At 59.0% G+C, this 15,154-nt stretch carries 21 protein-coding genes, 1 tRNA gene and 1 pseudogene; 20 read left to right on the plus strand and 3 right to left on the minus strand.

Features of this window, described 5'->3' with window-relative positions; all coding sequences use genetic code 11:
• The first annotated feature begins 331 nt into the window (after positions 1–331).
• Positions 332–405: transfer RNA gene (locus tag ACN0YR_RS08535), tRNA-Pro, on the plus strand.
• Here the strand turns inward: ACN0YR_RS08535 and ACN0YR_RS08540 are convergent.
• Genes ACN0YR_RS08540 through ACN0YR_RS08550 form a run of 3 tightly spaced genes read right to left on the minus strand, consistent with a single transcriptional unit; the run spans position 387 to position 2,658 of the window.
• Positions 387–1,892, minus strand: a complete 1,506-nt coding sequence (locus ACN0YR_RS08540; protein WP_417848782.1) for a recombinase family protein — start codon at positions 1,890–1,892, stop codon at positions 387–389. The genes ACN0YR_RS08535 and ACN0YR_RS08540 overlap by 19 nt on opposite strands.
• Complete coding sequence (locus ACN0YR_RS08545; protein ID WP_417848783.1) at positions 1,889–2,149, minus strand: hypothetical protein; 261 nt, start codon at positions 2,147–2,149, stop codon at positions 1,889–1,891. Before ACN0YR_RS08545 ends, ACN0YR_RS08540 begins: the two co-directional genes overlap by 4 nt.
• Positions 2,146–2,658 (minus strand): sigma-70 family RNA polymerase sigma factor, encoded by a 513-nt coding sequence (locus ACN0YR_RS08550; protein WP_417848784.1) that lies wholly within the window; start codon positions 2,656–2,658, stop codon positions 2,146–2,148. Before ACN0YR_RS08550 ends, ACN0YR_RS08545 begins: the two co-directional genes overlap by 4 nt.
• Before the next feature lie 402 nt (positions 2,659–3,060).
• On the opposite strand from ACN0YR_RS08550, the gene ACN0YR_RS08555 reads away from it, so the two are divergent.
• The 19 genes and pseudogenes from ACN0YR_RS08555 (at position 3,061) to ACN0YR_RS08645 (ending at position 15,137) form a co-directional block, all read left to right on the plus strand.
• Entirely contained in the window at positions 3,061–3,645 is a 585-nt protein-coding gene (locus tag ACN0YR_RS08555) for an RNA polymerase sigma factor (protein ID WP_417848785.1), read from the plus strand.
• Entirely contained in the window at positions 3,642–4,406 is a 765-nt protein-coding gene (locus tag ACN0YR_RS08560; protein ID WP_417848786.1) for an ATP-binding protein, read from the plus strand. Before ACN0YR_RS08555 ends, ACN0YR_RS08560 begins: the two co-directional genes overlap by 4 nt.
• A 77-nt stretch (positions 4,407–4,483) precedes the next feature.
• Positions 4,484–5,011, plus strand: coding sequence for a DUF669 domain-containing protein (locus ACN0YR_RS08565; RefSeq protein WP_417848787.1), 528 nt, complete (start codon positions 4,484–4,486; stop codon positions 5,009–5,011).
• A gap of 23 nt (positions 5,012–5,034) precedes the next feature.
• A pseudogene (locus tag ACN0YR_RS08570) lies at positions 5,035–5,391 on the plus strand (RusA family crossover junction endodeoxyribonuclease); the annotation flags it as partial.
• A gap of 47 nt (positions 5,392–5,438) precedes the next feature.
• Entirely contained in the window at positions 5,439–5,684 is a 246-nt protein-coding gene (locus tag ACN0YR_RS08575; RefSeq protein ID WP_417848897.1) for a hypothetical protein, read from the plus strand.
• A 2-nt stretch (positions 5,685–5,686) separates the two neighbouring features.
• Entirely contained in the window at positions 5,687–7,426 is a 1,740-nt protein-coding gene (locus ACN0YR_RS08580) for a DEAD/DEAH box helicase family protein (protein WP_417848788.1), read from the plus strand.
• A gap of 17 nt (positions 7,427–7,443) precedes the next feature.
• Entirely contained in the window at positions 7,444–7,818 is a 375-nt protein-coding gene (locus ACN0YR_RS08585) for a hypothetical protein (protein WP_417848789.1), read from the plus strand.
• A 64-nt stretch (positions 7,819–7,882) separates the two neighbouring features.
• A complete protein-coding gene (locus tag ACN0YR_RS08590; protein WP_417848790.1) occupies positions 7,883–8,137 on the plus strand; it encodes a hypothetical protein in 255 nt (84 codons plus the stop codon).
• A gap of 50 nt (positions 8,138–8,187) precedes the next feature.
• Positions 8,188–8,502: a hypothetical protein gene (locus tag ACN0YR_RS08595; RefSeq protein WP_417848791.1), complete on the plus strand. Its 315-nt coding sequence runs from the start codon at positions 8,188–8,190 to the stop codon at positions 8,500–8,502.
• Positions 8,503–8,505: 3 nt separating this feature from the next.
• Entirely contained in the window at positions 8,506–9,186 is a 681-nt protein-coding gene (locus ACN0YR_RS08600; protein WP_417848792.1) for a metallophosphoesterase, read from the plus strand.
• Complete coding sequence (locus tag ACN0YR_RS08605) at positions 9,165–9,605, plus strand: hypothetical protein (RefSeq protein WP_417848793.1); 441 nt, start codon at positions 9,165–9,167, stop codon at positions 9,603–9,605. The genes ACN0YR_RS08600 and ACN0YR_RS08605 overlap by 22 nt, the downstream gene beginning before the upstream one ends.
• Positions 9,538–9,957, plus strand: a complete 420-nt coding sequence (locus ACN0YR_RS08610; RefSeq protein WP_417848794.1) for a hypothetical protein — start codon at positions 9,538–9,540, stop codon at positions 9,955–9,957. Before ACN0YR_RS08605 ends, ACN0YR_RS08610 begins: the two co-directional genes overlap by 68 nt.
• 121 nt (positions 9,958–10,078) lie before the next feature.
• Positions 10,079–10,816: a hypothetical protein gene (locus tag ACN0YR_RS08615; protein WP_417848795.1), complete on the plus strand. Its 738-nt coding sequence runs from the start codon at positions 10,079–10,081 to the stop codon at positions 10,814–10,816.
• 1 nt (position 10,817) lies between these two features.
• Positions 10,818–11,231, plus strand: coding sequence for a dATP/dGTP diphosphohydrolase domain-containing protein (locus ACN0YR_RS08620; protein ID WP_417848796.1), 414 nt, complete (start codon positions 10,818–10,820; stop codon positions 11,229–11,231).
• The gene (locus ACN0YR_RS08625; protein ID WP_417848797.1) at positions 11,232–11,450 is read left to right on the plus strand and encodes a hypothetical protein; all 219 of its coding nucleotides are present in this window, start codon (positions 11,232–11,234) and stop codon (positions 11,448–11,450) included. It abuts the gene before it with no gap.
• A gap of 3 nt (positions 11,451–11,453) precedes the next feature.
• The gene (locus ACN0YR_RS08630) at positions 11,454–13,727 is read left to right on the plus strand and encodes a bifunctional DNA primase/polymerase (protein ID WP_417848798.1); all 2,274 of its coding nucleotides are present in this window, start codon (positions 11,454–11,456) and stop codon (positions 13,725–13,727) included.
• Between the two features lie 233 nt (positions 13,728–13,960).
• A complete protein-coding gene (locus ACN0YR_RS08635) occupies positions 13,961–14,251 on the plus strand; it encodes a hypothetical protein (protein WP_417848799.1) in 291 nt (96 codons plus the stop codon).
• A 29-nt stretch (positions 14,252–14,280) separates the two neighbouring features.
• Entirely contained in the window at positions 14,281–14,805 is a 525-nt protein-coding gene (locus ACN0YR_RS08640; protein WP_417848800.1) for a hypothetical protein, read from the plus strand.
• Positions 14,802–15,137, plus strand: a complete 336-nt coding sequence (locus ACN0YR_RS08645) for a hypothetical protein (protein ID WP_417848801.1) — start codon at positions 14,802–14,804, stop codon at positions 15,135–15,137. The genes ACN0YR_RS08640 and ACN0YR_RS08645 overlap by 4 nt, the downstream gene beginning before the upstream one ends.
• Positions 15,138–15,154 lie beyond the last annotated feature (17 nt).

The following is a 15,154-nucleotide window of genomic DNA, read 5'->3' on the forward strand; positions in this document are numbered from 1 at the left end:
CACAAAACGCTGATTCGCCCATCGTCACAGCGTTCAATCACACCCTCCGTCTCTCGACGCACTATTGCTCGCTGAGAGCAACTCTAAAATTGATCAACACGATCAGCCCCATAGCAAGCAGTCCAGGAGGACATAAAAATGACCTTCACGGGCATGGCAAGCATTAAGGTTGCTTTGAAAGGATCGGATGTAAAAGTATTCAGTGATGTGAGCGAGAAATCACAACCGCCCCCACCGGTAGATTGACAACCCCACTCATTCACATAAACTGACGCCCCTTGTGATTGATGCTGAGTCCAAAAGATTTCCGCAACATTAACATTCACAAACACGGGATGTAGCGCAGCCTGGTAGCGCGCTTGACTGGGGGTCAAGAGGTCGCAGGTTCAAATCCTGTCATCCCGACTCAACTGGATTGAAGGCCGTTTGGCGAGTTCGTCAAACGGCTTTCTCTTTTCCAGCACTAGAGTTACGTCGCCGAGCAGGCGGTTCAAAGATAGCGTTTCGAGGATCCGCCGTTTTTCGAGCATCTTTGAACCGCGCCAGATTTCCGGGATTTTTTGAGAGAACTCGAAGACCGCGAGCGCAGCCCGCACGTCGGGCGGTTCGAGCGTCGCGACGTTGCCCAACCTTTCCTCGATCTGCGCCGCCTCGTCGCGAAGGGCGGCGAGCTTCGCGTTGAACGTTGGTTCGTCGATCGAACCGGCCAGAAATGCGTTGAGCAATCGATCGTTCATCGTGGCCAACTCGCTCCGCCGCTTGCTCAAGGCCATCCGCTGATTGCGTTGGTGGTCGCCGATCTGAGAGAACGCGACTTGCAGCGATGACCGGAACCAGTTCGCCACTTCGTCATCCGGCATTCGAAGTTTGGCCAGATCGGCGAGTATGGCATCTTCCAGATCGTCGGCTCGCCACCGGACACTGGGATGCTCTGAATCCGGATAGTTGTTCGCACACCGGTAATAGTCGTGAAGGCGGACTCCGCCTCCCTTCAATTTCCTCTTGATCCGCTCCCCCGTGATCATCGCGCCGCAGTGGTCGCAGGTGAATAGTCCGCCGGAGAGCGGCAGATTGATCTTTGCCTTTGTGCGGCGGGTCTTTCCCTGGAGCCGGTCCTGGCACGTCTGGAATGTTGAGCGGTCAATCAGCGGTTGGTGTCGCCCCTGATACAGATTCGCTCCCCGACGAATCTCGCCGATGTAGAACCGATTATTGAGAATGTACGACACAGCCGTCCGGTGAAATCTGGGCGCGGACGGTCTAAACGCGAATCCTTCGTCGGCCAGTGTGTCTCCGATCGATTCGAGGGTGTGATCGCCGGACGCATACAGTTCAAACAACCTGACGACCGCCTTGGCATTCTCCGGATGTGGCTGAATTGGCTCGTCTCGATCCTCGGTGGTATTCACGTAGCCGAACGGTGCCAATCCGTGCTGCCAGCCTTGTTTGGACCGCTCGTCGATTCCCTTCAGCACCTCGGTCCGCAGATTGTCGCTGTAGTACTGGGCGACGGCCGCCATCACATTGAATGACAACGCTCCGGCCGGTCCTGGTCCGAATTCGTTGTCGACGAACGAGAGCGAGACGCCGTGCTTGTCCTCCAGTTCCTGCATCCGCACCGCGTCCCGCATATTGCGGCAAACGCGGTCGAGCTTGTGGCTGAGGATCGCCCGCAGGTTTTCCCGCTTCGCGTTCGCTTTCACCCAGGAAACCATTTCATTGAACGCATGGCGCTCCGCACCGCGTTTCGCCGACTCCGCCACCGAGAACTCGCGGACGACCGTCCATCCATTCTTCTCCGCCCGATCGCGCGTGGCCCGCAACTGGGCATCGATCGAATAGCCTTCCCGCTGTTCCCGCGAAGAAACGCGGGACCAGATAACCACATTCATGATTCGCTCCTTTCCAGCAGCATCTCGGCAAACCGTTTGATGTTTTGAAGGATCTCGACGGCTTCCTCCGTCGAGATGTCTCGCTCGTACCGTCGCGACCACAGTTTCCGGGTTTCCGTGAGCATTTCGTCGGTCATCCAGGACAACGACAGTGGTCGCCGGTCGGGCACACACACTCCTTGCTCATCTGGCGAAGAGAATCCAGTCATGTCTCCGCCGGACGAAGCAGGATTCGCGATGTTGTTGAACTCACTCATGCGAGTTCCTCGCCACCGAGACCCGCACTGGTGAACCGTTCGCGGATCACGTTCATCGCCGAGTTGACGGCGCGACGTCCAACGCCAAGTTCGTCCGCGATCGAATAGGCTGAGTGCCCTTCAGAAAGCATCTTTCCGACCTGCCGTTCGAACTCCGGCAGATCGGCAAGCACGGACTCGACGTCAATCGCCACATCACTCGCAGCAACACTGCTGTCATAGGCCAATTCTTCGCCGGACGGCAGCATGGAACCGCATCGCTCAAGCATGCCTTGATAGCGTTTTTGCGTCCTGAGCCACTCCATCAGGCGACGATCAATGACCGCAATCAAGACCGTCGACTCCGTAGCACCGTTCGCCTTGTTGGGATCTGGTGTGAATTCCAGCAAGTCGATGATGACATCCTGGACGGCATCTTCGAGGTCGTGCCTCTTGATTCCGAATCGCACAGCGCGGCTGCGGACCAGGTCCAGTTTCTCATCGATCGTCAGTTCGTTCTTAGTGTCCATCTTGGATTTCTCCTCTCACAGGTTTGGCTGGCCAGCGACGTGCTGACCACGGTGAGAAAGAATCCGCTCTGATCGGGGACACAGTCTCTACGCACCCGCATTGGGGACATGAAAGTCACATTGGCGCAATGTGGCGTCCACATTGATGATCGGGGACACAATGTGGACGCAATATTGCGTCCACATTGGGGACATGTCCCCAATGTAGAATCCAATGTGACTTTGGCGGAAAAGCGCGCAATCGGACTTGCGAGCGGCTAATAACTTTATGTAGGCCGCGAGCAATCGCACGAAACCGACAGCCAGCCCGGCACGCTGCATTTGGGCTTCCAACGCTGTCGCCGCCGCCGCCCGGTGGCGAGCTTCGATCGCGGCAGAACCACTTTCTCCCGTGGAGAACGTATGCCGTCATCCCCGTTTGGACATCCCCACGCGCTGAGCGACTGCTATGCGACCTGGTACATCAGCAAAAAGGCAGACGAACTTGCCGGCACTTCCGGTTTTGCACCGGACGAAGCAGAAGACATCAGTCAGGAACTGACGCTTCATCTGCTGGATCGCTGGTCGTCCTTTGACGATGCGAAGGGCAAGGTCACGACGTTCATCGCCAACCTGGTGGACGCCAAGGTGGTTGACCTGGTGCGATCCCGACAGTGTTTGCACTGCGATTATCAGCGGAACGAAGCGCTGACTGAAGGTGCAGAATTCGGGCTGCTGGACGGCATTCGCGGTCAGCCGGAAGTCAGCGACTTCGAACGGATCGATCTCCGCATCGACTGTGACGAAGTGCTGGCGGGGCTGCCGCACGACCTGCAGGAACTCGCGGGGCTGCTCAAGCAGATGACGCTGACAGAGGCGGCCCGCCATTTGGGTGTGGCGACAACCACGCTTTCGTACCGGCTCAGCAAGTTGCGCCACCACTTTGCCGCTGCCGGATTTGGACACGATGACGACTTCGATGACTTTGACGACGAGGAGAACGAATGAGCCTGTTGCAGACGATTGAATCGGGACGAAACCAGAAACCACGCCGCGTGATGCTTTACGGAGTTCACGGCATCGGCAAGAGCACGTTCGGGGCGATGGCTCCCCAGCCGGTGTTCATTCAGACCGAAGACGGGCTCGGCAACCTGGACGCGGCCCGATTCCCGCTGGCGGAGTCGTTCGATGACGTCATGGCGGCCGTGATGGCGCTGTATTCGGAGGCTCATGATTTTCAGACGGTCGTCGTGGATTCCGCTGACTGGCTGGAGCAATTGATCTGGAAAGAAGTCATCCGCCGGCGACCGACAACGGATCGCGGACGCGACATCACGTCCATCGAGGACTACGGCTTTGCCAAGGGATACACGTATGCCCTGGAACCGTGGCGAGAAGTACTTGATGGACTGAATGCCCTCCGGAACGAGCGGGGCATGATGGTCATCCTGATCGCTCACGCCAAGATCGAGCGGTTCGAGAATCCCGAGACCGATGCTTATGACCGGTACTCACCCCGACTGAATAAGCACGCTTCAGCGCTGATTCAGGAGTGGTGCGACGAGGTGCTGTTCGCGACTTACAAGGTCCACACGAAGCAGACCGAGGAAGGGTTCGACAAGACTCGCACCCGGGGCATCGGGACTGGCGACCGGATCATCCGGACCACGGAACTACCGGCACATATGGCGAAGAACCGGATGAGCCTGCCGGAAGAGATGCCGCTGGACTTTCGAGTCTATGCCGAGCACCTCGGTCAGACCGCTTGACTTGCACTTCCCGTTGATGAACCGCGCCACCGCTGCGCACTGACAGAATCTCCAACCTCAAATTCAAGGACCATCACATGGCTGATCTTCGTGGCTTCGACGCCCAGACCGTGGAACCGAATGATTCGTTCGATCCGATCCCGAACGGCGACTATCTCTGCATCATCACGACGTCGGAAATGAAACCAACGAAGGCGGGTGACGGGGCCTATCTCGAACTCGAACTGCAGGTGATCGAGGGGCCGTACCAGGGACGGAAGCTCTGGGACCGGCTCAATCTGAACAACGCCAACGAGACCACGGTCAAGATTGCCAAGGGGACGTTGTCGGCGATCTGCCGGGCAGTCGGTGTCCTGCAACCGACGGACTCGTGCGAACTGCACGACCTGCCACTCGTGGCCAAGGTCGCCTGTCGCAAGCGGGACGATACGGAAGAACTAACGAACGTCATCAAGAGCTACAAGAAGCGCCAGGGCACGGCCCTGGACCCGGTGCCTCCGCACGGCTCCGCCGAGCTACGGCCATCATCGCCGAAGCTCCGCGACAGCGGTGCGCAGGCACAAACCGGCCATGCCGGTTCCACGCCGCCGTGGAAACGGGCGTGAGCCTGTCGACTGGGGACATCGCTATGTCCTTGACTCACAGTGCGACAGACGCGGTAGCCGTGCTTCGTTTTGTGCTGCCGTTCCCGCCGAGCGTCAACCGGTATTACCGGCATGTTGGCTATCGCACGCTCCTCAGCCGCGAAGGGAGACAGTACCGCGAAGTGGTCTGCGCTCTCCTCGCGGGGCGGGTCGGCCAGCCTCTTTCTGGCCCACTTGAAGTTCAACTCGATCTGTATCCCCCCGATCGCCGCCGTCGCGATTGGGACAACTACCACAAGGCGTTGTGGGACGCGTGTCAACACGCCGGCGTTTTCGCTGACGACAGCCAGATCAAGAAAGGCGTCGTCGAGATGCATGACAAGTCCACCGAGCCCCGTGCCGAGATACAGATCGCCCCGTACATCCCCGATCACAAAGACGACCAGCCATGTCCAGCATTGTCCCGCTCGAAGAGTTCGAGGGGGTCGAAGAGTTCGATCCCGATGAATTCGGATTCGAACACGACTTCCTGTTCAAGATCACCACCCCGGAAGAAACGGGCGAGGCCTGCTCGCCCGACGAGGTCTGTGACCTGATTCTCGACGAAATCGAGGACCAGTTCTGGGACTGGTGGAGTGATCCCAGCCGCCGTCGCCGGTTCAAGCCCCGCATCAAGGTCTATGAGGTCTATTGAGCATGCCGCGAGAAGCGATCCCATCCGCATCGACTCTCCACGGCGACAAACCGCCCGCGGCGGTGACGCTTCGTCCTTATCAGCAGCAGGCAGTTGACGCTGTTTACCAGCACCTGCGGGATCATGATGACAACCCGGTCGTCGTGATCCCGACGGGTGGCGGCAAGACGCCGGTCATGGCAACCATCTGCCGTGACGCTGTGCAAACCTGGAACGGCCGCGTGCTGATCCTGGCACACGTCAAGGAACTGCTGCAGCAGTCGGTCGACAAACTGAAGCTGGTCTGCCCGGAACTGAAAGTCGGAGTTTACTCTGCCGGCTTGAAACGCCGGGACACTCAGCACGCAGTCATCGTGGCGGGGATTCAGACGGTCTACAAGCGGGCCTGCGATCTGGATGCGTTCGACCTGATCCTCGTGGATGAGTGCCATCTTATTCCCGCCGATGGCGAAGGGATGTATCGGCAGTTTCTGGCCGATGCAAAGGTGCTGAATCCGCACGTTCGCGTCGTTGGATTCACGGCGACGCCGTTTCGGCTCGATGCCGGTCCCATCTGTCGGGACGATCACTTTCTCAACGCAGTTTGCTTTGAGGTCGGCGTCCGGCAGCTGATTGCCGACGGATTTCTGTCACCGCTGATCTCCAAAGCCGGGATCGCCAAGGCGGACACGAGCCAGTTGCATGTTCGTGCTGGGGAGTTCGTCGCCAGCGAGGTAGAAGCAGCGATGGATGATGCTGCTCTCGTCGAGGCCGCGTGTGCGGAGATCGTCGAGGTCACGAAAGACCGGAAGTCCGTGCTGATCTTCGCCAGCGGAGTGCAGCATGGTCGCCACGTCTGTCAGGTTCTGCACGAACGACACGGTATCGAATGCGGCTTCGTCTGCGGTGAGACTCCAGATGGAGAGCGGGATGAGACGCTGCGTCGGTTCCGAGGTGAATCAAAAGGACTGTTCCAGCAGCCGCCTCTGAAATTCCTGTGCAACGTCAACGTCCTGACGACCGGGTTCGATGCACCCAATGTTGACTGCGTCGTGCTGTTGAGACCCACGCTGTCGCCGGGACTGTATTACCAGATGGTTGGTCGAGGATTCCGCTTGCACTTCGGGAAAGCCAACTGCCTGGTTCTCGACTACGGCGGGAACGTGCTCCGGCATGGTCCGGTTGACCAGTTGCAGGTTGTCGAGAAACGCGGTGATGGTGACGGACCTGCGCCGGCGAAGGAATGTCCAAACTGTCGAGCGTTGATCGCACCGGCGTACTCCATTTGCCCACAGTGCGGACACGAGTTCCCGCCGCCGGAACGGAAAAAGCACGAATCGCAGGCCACCAACGCCGGCGTCCTCTCCGGCCAGGTGAGCGACGCCGAGTTCGAAGTCCGGGACATCACATTCAGCGTCCACACTAAAAAAGACGCCGATGACGATGCACCCAAGACGCTGCGGGTCGATTACCGGCTGGGTCTCGACTACTGGGTGAGCGAATGGATTTGCTTTGAACACACCGGCTGGGCACGCCGCAAAGCCGAGCAGTGGTGGAAAGCCCGGTCACCAGATCCCTGCCCCGACACCGCTCAACAGGCGTGCGACCTGGCGAACAACGGTGCGCTGGCACATACGGAATCCGTGACAGTCCGCTCCGTCGCCGGCGAAAAGTTCGACCGTATCCACAGCTGCAAACTCGGCCCAAAACCGGAACCGAGTCCGATCTGGGCCGAGGTCGATCTCGATGATGTTCCGTTCTGATTCAACAAGGGAACCCAATGCTTGAAAGCGAAGTTGAAATGACCGCTGAGCAGAAACTTCTGCATGCGATTTTCGGCCCATGTACCGAAGCCGAACGGAGGGCTTTGATGATCGAGGATGTCCTCGAACGGATTCGTGAGAAGATTCAAGCGTCGGCTCCGTATCGATCGCGAATGGAGGCGTACGGCGTGGTCCGTATCAGCTTCGACCGATTGTGGGAGATGCTGGTTTGCGATCTTCGTCACTACGATGATCAGTACGACGTCACGGACGAGGATGTTGTGGTGGACCTCGTTCTCATTCTGGCCGCTGATCTCTGCAGGTTGCTGATTGATGCGGATTCTTCGCGCCCGGTGCCAGAATCGTCGCAAACATCTGGCGACAGCGCTTGATGTCTCTCCGAAATCATGGCTCCATGTGTCACGTGCAGACCAACCACCAACACGGGAGCCAAAGATGACCGACCAGACCAAAAAAGAACGCGAACGCAACCTGCGAGACATCTTCCGCACGATGGACGCCCACCGGGCACAGGAGATTCGCGAGGCGTACTACAAGGCGGTTGAGGGATTGAGCGCCCTGGCGGAATCGCTGGAGGTCGCCGACGCCGAAATGGGTAGCCCGCACGACCACGCTCTGATCGAAGAACACCTGATCGCCTGCCAGGCGATCGACGCCATGAAGGCGAGCCTGCTCGGACGCATTCTCTGATGCACGACCGGGCGGCAACTCTTTTTCACCAACCTGCTGCCCGGTGACTGATGCCCGATTTCTGGACGATGAACGTCCACGAATGTCCGCAGTGTGGATCGTACCTCCGCTTCGGAGGCGACCTTCACGAATGCGGCCCGCGTGACGACTCCCATATCCGGTACAACCTCGCGACCACGGACGAAGAGAAAGCCGCGCTGTCCGAAGCCGTCCGTCTGCTGCATGGGATCGACGAGGTGTTCTGGTACCGCAACCGCCCCGAGGTGCTGGCGATCGTGCAGCGCCTCCGTCGCGACGGCCATCCCGACCCGAAGGTGGTGGCCTGCATCACGCCGCGCCCAACTGACAAACCTGTCCGAGGCTGACGATTGGCTCGAGTCCTGATTATTGGCGACACACATTGTCCCGGCATGCGCACCGGATACGTGGACTTTCTGCAGCGAATCGCTGAGCGCTATGCGATCAACCGTGTGGTCCACATCGGCGACCTCGTGGACTGGGCCTCCATCTCATACCACGAGAAAAGTCCCAGCCTACGGAACGCCACGCTCGAATACGCCCGTGCGAAACGACAGGTGGCATCGCTGACAAAGGCATTTCCCAAGGCCGACTGGCTGATCGGGAATCACGATGCCCTGACCGAACGCCAGGCGGTCACGGCTGGTCTGCCGCCGGAACTGTTACGCGACTACGCCGACATGTGGGAAGTCGATTGGACCGTCCATCCCCGATTCACCAAGTTGCGAATCGATGGCGTCATCTACTCCCACGGTGACAGTGGTCGCGGCGGACAGGACGCAGCATTCGGTCAGGCGAAGGACAACTTCCGCTCGACGGTCATCGGCCACTTCCACAATCAGGCCGGCGTCCGCTGGTGGGCCAATCCCGAGTTTCGCGTGTTCGGTCTTTCCGTCGGCTGCGGCATCGATGCCAGCCGGATGCAGTTCGAGTACGGCCGCAAGTTCGCCCACAAACCAATCCTCGGCTGCGGCATCGTGCTCAACGGCAAGCAGGCGTACTTCGAACCGTGGCTGCTGCACAGCCGCTGATTCTCTTCTCTCATAGCGGAGTCAACTGTTTGAGCATTCTGAACGTCCTGAAACGCTTTATGGATGACGAACTGGCAAAGGAAGGGATCACGCCGGAACTGCTGGAGATGGTTGACCTCTCCGTCGAATACACCCCCGTCATTCCGTTCGCCGGCGGTGGAGTCGATGACGCCATCACCGTCCGGCCCTGGGGATTCGTCACTGACGATGTACTCCCTGAGAAGTTCGAAGTCTGCCATCCGCTCGTTCACAACCCGGTCAGCCGGGAATCGCTCAAGGTGATGCGAGCACGCTATCTGCTGGCTCGTGATGCGTATTACGGCCCCATGATCCACCGCTTCTTTCAGGGACTTGCCAATGCCACAAACGCTGACCTCGCCGCAACAGAAAGCCATCGCAGGGCGGAAGACGGCGACTGACCATGTCCCGCTCATTTACGTTGCGGGTCCGTACACACAGCCTGACCCTGTCGCGAACACGCACGCGGTCATTCGGATCGCCGATGCTCTACTGGATGCCGGGTTCACTCCGCTGATCCCGCATCTTACGCTGGCTTGGCATCTCGTTTCGCCAAAGCCGTACGACACATGGCTGGCCTACGACCGCCAACTGCTGGCCCGCTGCGACGTGTTGCTCCGCGTTCCCGGCTACTCCCACGGTGCAACGCAGGAATGCACATTCGCCGACGAACTGGCAATCCCCGTCATACGGCCACGCTCCGCTGATCCGGCCGACTGCGTCGCCGCGCTAACGCACTTCTTCTCCAATTAAAAGGAACCGCCTTGAACGAACAAGCCATCGTCCATTGCACCGAATGCAGCAAGGAACGCTCCGGCTGCGCTGATTGCCACCGTTGCAATCTCTGTTGCCGCTGCAACGCCGGGGAAGGCTGATGCCGATTCCCTGCGCTCGCTGTCGCACGGAGTTCGAACCAGCCGACTCGGTCGGCAGCGACTTTCAACTCTGCCAGGACTGCTGGGAACGTGACAGTTCCCGAATGTGGTGGTCTGTAATCGCCGCACTCGCTCCGCCTGAGGACACTGACTTGATGACCGAACACGACCTGCCCAATGGAGAGCCATCACAGATCACATGCAGCCATTGCGGTCAGCTAAAGGCTCCATCGGAATTCAATCGAGAACGGCGGCGACCATCGGGGCGACGAAGCGACTGTCGTGATTGCCAGCGTGAATACAACAGCCGATTCCGCAAACAGAAACCGCTGTACAACATTTGGAACCTCATGTTCCAGCGGTGTTACAACGAAGGCAATCCCGGATACCGGTTCTACGGCGCGCGTGGAATTCGAGTCTGCCAGAGATGGCATGAATATGAAGCCTTCGTGGCTGACATGTCCCCTCGTCCATCTCCGAAACACAGCATCGACCGCATCGATGGCAACGGCGATTACTCGCCCGAGAACTGCCGATGGGCACTTCAACAGGAACAGACACTGAATCTCCGATCCAACCGCAACATTGAAATCGACGGCATCATCAGACCACTCGCGGAATGGGCACGCCTCAACGGAATTCCGAAACCGACTGTTGAAGCACGGCTCTATCGGTATGGCTGGGATGCGAAGGCGGCCGTGACCACGCCTGTTCGAGCATGGGGAGGAAAGGCCTGAGATGATGACCGAACACGATCTGCCCCGCATCTTCCATCCGGATGGCGCTACCGAGAACCCGAAGGATGTCATTGGAAGCAGGAAGCCTGCTCTGCATCTCGTCCCGCAATCCGCCAACATTCTCGAAGCCGTGGTGTTTGGACATGGCGCTGATAAATACGGCGGAGCCTACAACTGGCGCGTGAAACCAATCCGGGCATCGATCTATCTCTCGGCAGCCATGCGGCATCTGGCCCAATGGCTTGATCGTCAAAACGACGATCCGGAGAGCGGCATCTCTCATCTGGCACATGCACGCGCGTGCCTGGCGATTCTGATTGACGCACAGACAACAGATTCCCTGATTGATGACCGTCCACCGGTCGGTAAAGCAGCCGAATTGATCCAAACGCAGACGAAGACCGCCGAGGGATAAATGCCGACCGCACATGCCAAGCCGACAGCGCGACCATTCCGTGGTTGGGCGATCGTTATTGACGAACCGGGCTGCTCGCCGGAACTCCTGCTGGTCGACGTTCCCGGCTCACTCCCGGCACCACGACTCTATCGCAATCCGCATGAAGCGAATCGCGATGCTGGCGCGATTCACGGAGCGCGGGTTGTCGAGGTGATTCTCCGGGAGGAGCACTGGTAACCGATGGACCAGGTTGGTCATGACGCTGTCACACCACTCGATGCCGCACGCGAATACGTGCGCCGCGGCTGGTGCGTCGTACCGATTCCGTACAAACAAAAACGCCCTGTCATCAAGGAGTGGGAACAACTCCGCCTGGCTGAAGACGAACTTTCTCAATACTTCGACCAGCCGGCAAACGTTGGACTGATTCTCGGAGAGCCATCCGGCAACCTGGTCGATGTCGATCTCGACTGTGTCGAAGCCAGGGCGATCGCCAGCAACTACCTGCCAGTGACGGGAGCCAAATCTGGCCGCGCGGGTGCAGCCGACTCACACTGGTGGTATGTCGCCGGTGGCGCGAGGACGGTGCAGCACCGTGATCCCGTCACCCGCAAGATGATCGTTGAGCTGCGATCAACTGGCGGCCAGACCGTTGTTGGCCCGAGCATTCATCCGAGCGGACAGCAATACGACGTTCTGACTGGCGAACCAGCGGTGGTGCCGGCAGAGATGCTGACAGCATGCGTGGAAGCACTGGCGAAACGAGTCATCGAGCTCCGACATGGAGACACTGATCCGGTTGCTGCCTCTGGCAATGGTCGCACCGATGCCGTGGTGCGTACAGGGTCGCACCTTGACCGGACCACCAAACACCAATCGACGAGCGATGTTGAGTCTCGTGCGTTGGCATACCTCGACAAACTCCCACCAGCCATCAGCGGCAACGGCGGCCATGCTGCGACGTACACTGCTGCCACGGTCCTCGTTCACGGGTTTGAGATCGATCCCGAACACGCGCTGACGCTGCTGCTCGATCACTTCAATCCAAGGTGTGAGCCACCGTGGACCGAGAAGGAACTCCGACACAAGGTCACCAGCGCCGCGACCAAACCGCACAACCAGCCCCGTGGTTGGCTGTTGAACCAGCAATGGGAGCAGCCAATTGATACTGGCGTCGATATTTCCGCCCTGGTTGGTCAGGCCGAGGGTAAAGTACCGACGGTCCGCGCAACGGAACGTGAACCGCCGACTGACAGTGCAGATGACCCCGGTCCCATTCCGACGGAACTCCTGCGGGTACCGGGGTTCATCTCTGAGGTGATGGACTTCTCGCTGGCGACGGCTCCCTATCCGAATCAGCCGCTGGCATTCTGCGGTGCGCTGGCACTGCAGGCATTCCTCGGCGGTCGCAAGGTTCGCGATCAAGCGGACAACCGGACCAACCTGTACCTGCTCAGCCTGGCGCATTCATCGTCAGGCAAGGACTGGCCGCGTCGAGTCAATACGCGGATTCTGCACGCCATCGATCAGGCAAATGCGTTGGGTGAGCACTTCGCGTCCGGCGAGGGATTGCAGGATGCGCTGTACGTCCGGCCGGCGATGCTGTTTCAAACCGACGAAATCGACGGGTTATTGCAGTCGATCAACAAAGCGAAGGACGCACGGTACGAGGGCATCCTCGGAACGCTGCTGACAATGTACTCAGCGGCAGCCAGCGTGTTTCCAATGCGACGCAAGGCCGGCAAGGAACGTGGTGAGACGATCGAGCAGCCGTGCCTCGTGATCTATGGTACGGCCATCCCGACTCATTACTACGCTGCGTTGAGTGAGAGGATGCTGACGAACGGCTTCTTCGCCCGCATGCTGATCGTCGAGGCCGGCAAACGCGGGGAAGGTCAGGAGCCGAAGATCGCTGATCTCCCACCACGAATCCTGGAGACCGCGACCTACTGGGCGAATTTCAATCCCGGCAAAGGGAACATGGGAAACTTCTTCCCGATCCCGCATATCGTCCACTACACCGACGAAGCTCAGTCACTGCTGATCGATGCCCGCCGCCATTGTGAGGCGCAATACGCCAAGGCTGAAGAGCGTGGCGATCCCGTGGGAATGACTGTCTGGGGTCGAACGAACGAGCATATCCGCAAGCTGGCGCTGCTGTACTCAATCAGCGCCAATCATCGCGAGCCATCAATCGATGCCGACGCCGCCAATTGGGCCACTCAGTTCGCAACGCATCAGACCCGCCGAATGCTGTTCATGGCGCAGAGCCATGTCGCGGACAATCCGTTTCACGCCGAATGCCTCAAGCTCCTCAAGAAACTGCGGGATGCTGGTGGCCGTATGGGACGGAACAAACTGATGCGGACGATGCATCTGAAGATGGCTGACTTCGACCAGATCATCAGCACGTTGCTCTCGCAGGGTGACATCAATTCGGTCGAAATCCCAACGAAGACGAAGTCCGCGTTCGGCTATCAACTCGCTTCGGAAATCCGTCACGACGAGGGTTGAATCCGTCACAAACCGTCACGATTCGAGGGGCAAAACTATGCGGCTGGGTGGTTTGGGATGTCTGAAAGGCCGAATCCAGCACAATCCGTCACAGCCGTTTGTGACGGATTCGGTGACGGATTTCAGAAGCCATAAGTCTATGAAATATATGAAAATAGTCTCTCTCTTTTACTCTCTATAGAGATCCGTCACACGGACCCCCACTCGCGCAGATTTTGTGTGTGAGGGGGTGGATGACGGATTCCGGATCGCTACTCCGAGAATTGCCGTCCGCAAGCCCAACAGGAGATGACGTGCACCGCTGCTGTTTTGACTGCGACTATTTCCAGATTGACGGCAAAGACATCGCAGATGTCGCCGAACGCGATTGGGACGAAGGTCGTGCCGAAGGGGAATGCCGGTTCGGTCCCCCAGTCCTGGGGCCAGAGATCGAACTGAACGGCGAGTCCATCCGGCTACTCAGCGAATTCCCGAGAGTGCTGGTTACCGACTGGTGCGGGCAGTTCCGTCCTCGAAAAACGTGATACCGCCACGTCAACGCCCACGTTGGCCCGTGTCGCATCGAGTCGCGGAGGTTGGCCACCGGTGCGAGTTGGCCAGCGACGCGACACGTGGCCACCAGTGGCGTCGGCGATTGACGCGATGGTTCCTTCCGAGGCGGGGGGCGAAAGGTGCTACACGCGGGAACCGTCGCGGTATCGACCACACTTTCTTTCGTGCCGGATTTTCATTTTCGATTGCAAACCGTCTGCTCATGACAACTTCCGACAACATTCCTGTGACACCCCGCCTGGACCGAAATTCCGGTCGCATGCTGATTGCCGTTGCCCGTGTGGCTGGCCACCCGGACTCGTTCGTCACCTATCGCCCGGCGATCTGGTTCGACGAGACCCCGACGGTCTGCCGAAGGAGCCGTTGGTCGCGGACGATGCGTCGGCTGGAGCGCTGTGGTCTGGTGACCCGCCAAGTCGACCGCAGCCGGAATCGTGTGCGGAAAGTGGCTGTCACAGAAACGGGCTGGCATTGGGTGATCGAAAATTGCGGTCCCGGTGCCGTGCTGCCGCTGGAGTCCCTGTGACACAGAAATCGAATCCTTGGAACGGCACTGTTTGGCGATTGGCAGCCCAATGGGAATCTGAAGGGCGGATGCAGCGGCGGGTGACCAATCCCTGGGAACGTGCGATCTCCAGCATGGTTCAGTCCTGGCGGATTCGTCACAGCCAGTCGTCGCCGAGTCGCGATGCTGCGATTGCCACAGAACCGGCGTCTGACTGGGAGAGCGGTGTTTCACGCATGTTGACCTCGCTCTATCAGACCAGTCAGCGACAACGGGAGAAAGCAACTTGGAAACGCTGGTGCCGGGCACGCACGCGGCCCCCTTGCCGATATGTCCCCCTCGATTCACGCTGACTGGATTGAGACCGTCG

The sequence above is a fragment of the Thalassoglobus sp. genome (genome assembly GCF_048270125.1).
GTDB lineage: Bacteria > Planctomycetota > Planctomycetia > Planctomycetales > Planctomycetaceae > Thalassoglobus.

What these genes read in the sequence shown, in the direction of transcription:
- ACN0YR_RS08540 (WP_417848782.1), bottom strand. Translation starts at nt 1,892, where the DNA reads ATGAATGTGGTTATCTGGTCCCGCGTTTCTTCGCGGGAACAGCGGGAA.
- ACN0YR_RS08625 (WP_417848797.1), top strand. Translation starts at nt 11,232, where the DNA reads ATGCCGACCGCACATGCCAAGCCGACAGCGCGACCATTCCGTGGTTGG.
- ACN0YR_RS08555 (WP_417848785.1), top strand. Translation starts at nt 3,061, where the DNA reads ATGCCGTCATCCCCGTTTGGACATCCCCACGCGCTGAGCGACTGCTAT.
- ACN0YR_RS08550 (WP_417848784.1), bottom strand. Translation starts at nt 2,658, where the DNA reads ATGGACACTAAGAACGAACTGACGATCGATGAGAAACTGGACCTGGTC.
- ACN0YR_RS08565 (WP_417848787.1), top strand. Translation starts at nt 4,484, where the DNA reads ATGGCTGATCTTCGTGGCTTCGACGCCCAGACCGTGGAACCGAATGAT.
- ACN0YR_RS08595 (WP_417848791.1), top strand. Translation starts at nt 8,188, where the DNA reads ATGCCCGATTTCTGGACGATGAACGTCCACGAATGTCCGCAGTGTGGA.
- ACN0YR_RS08575 (WP_417848897.1), top strand. Translation starts at nt 5,439, where the DNA reads ATGTCCAGCATTGTCCCGCTCGAAGAGTTCGAGGGGGTCGAAGAGTTC.
- ACN0YR_RS08580 (WP_417848788.1), top strand. Translation starts at nt 5,687, where the DNA reads ATGCCGCGAGAAGCGATCCCATCCGCATCGACTCTCCACGGCGACAAA.
- ACN0YR_RS08585 (WP_417848789.1), top strand. Translation starts at nt 7,444, where the DNA reads ATGCTTGAAAGCGAAGTTGAAATGACCGCTGAGCAGAAACTTCTGCAT.
- ACN0YR_RS08560 (WP_417848786.1), top strand. Translation starts at nt 3,642, where the DNA reads ATGAGCCTGTTGCAGACGATTGAATCGGGACGAAACCAGAAACCACGC.
- ACN0YR_RS08615 (WP_417848795.1), top strand. Translation starts at nt 10,079, where the DNA reads ATGCCGATTCCCTGCGCTCGCTGTCGCACGGAGTTCGAACCAGCCGAC.
- ACN0YR_RS08630 (WP_417848798.1), top strand. Translation starts at nt 11,454, where the DNA reads ATGGACCAGGTTGGTCATGACGCTGTCACACCACTCGATGCCGCACGC.
- ACN0YR_RS08545 (WP_417848783.1), bottom strand. Translation starts at nt 2,149, where the DNA reads ATGAGTGAGTTCAACAACATCGCGAATCCTGCTTCGTCCGGCGGAGAC.
- ACN0YR_RS08635 (WP_417848799.1), top strand. Translation starts at nt 13,961, where the DNA reads ATGACGGATTCCGGATCGCTACTCCGAGAATTGCCGTCCGCAAGCCCA.
- ACN0YR_RS08590 (WP_417848790.1), top strand. Translation starts at nt 7,883, where the DNA reads ATGACCGACCAGACCAAAAAAGAACGCGAACGCAACCTGCGAGACATC.
- ACN0YR_RS08620 (WP_417848796.1), top strand. Translation starts at nt 10,818, where the DNA reads ATGATGACCGAACACGATCTGCCCCGCATCTTCCATCCGGATGGCGCT.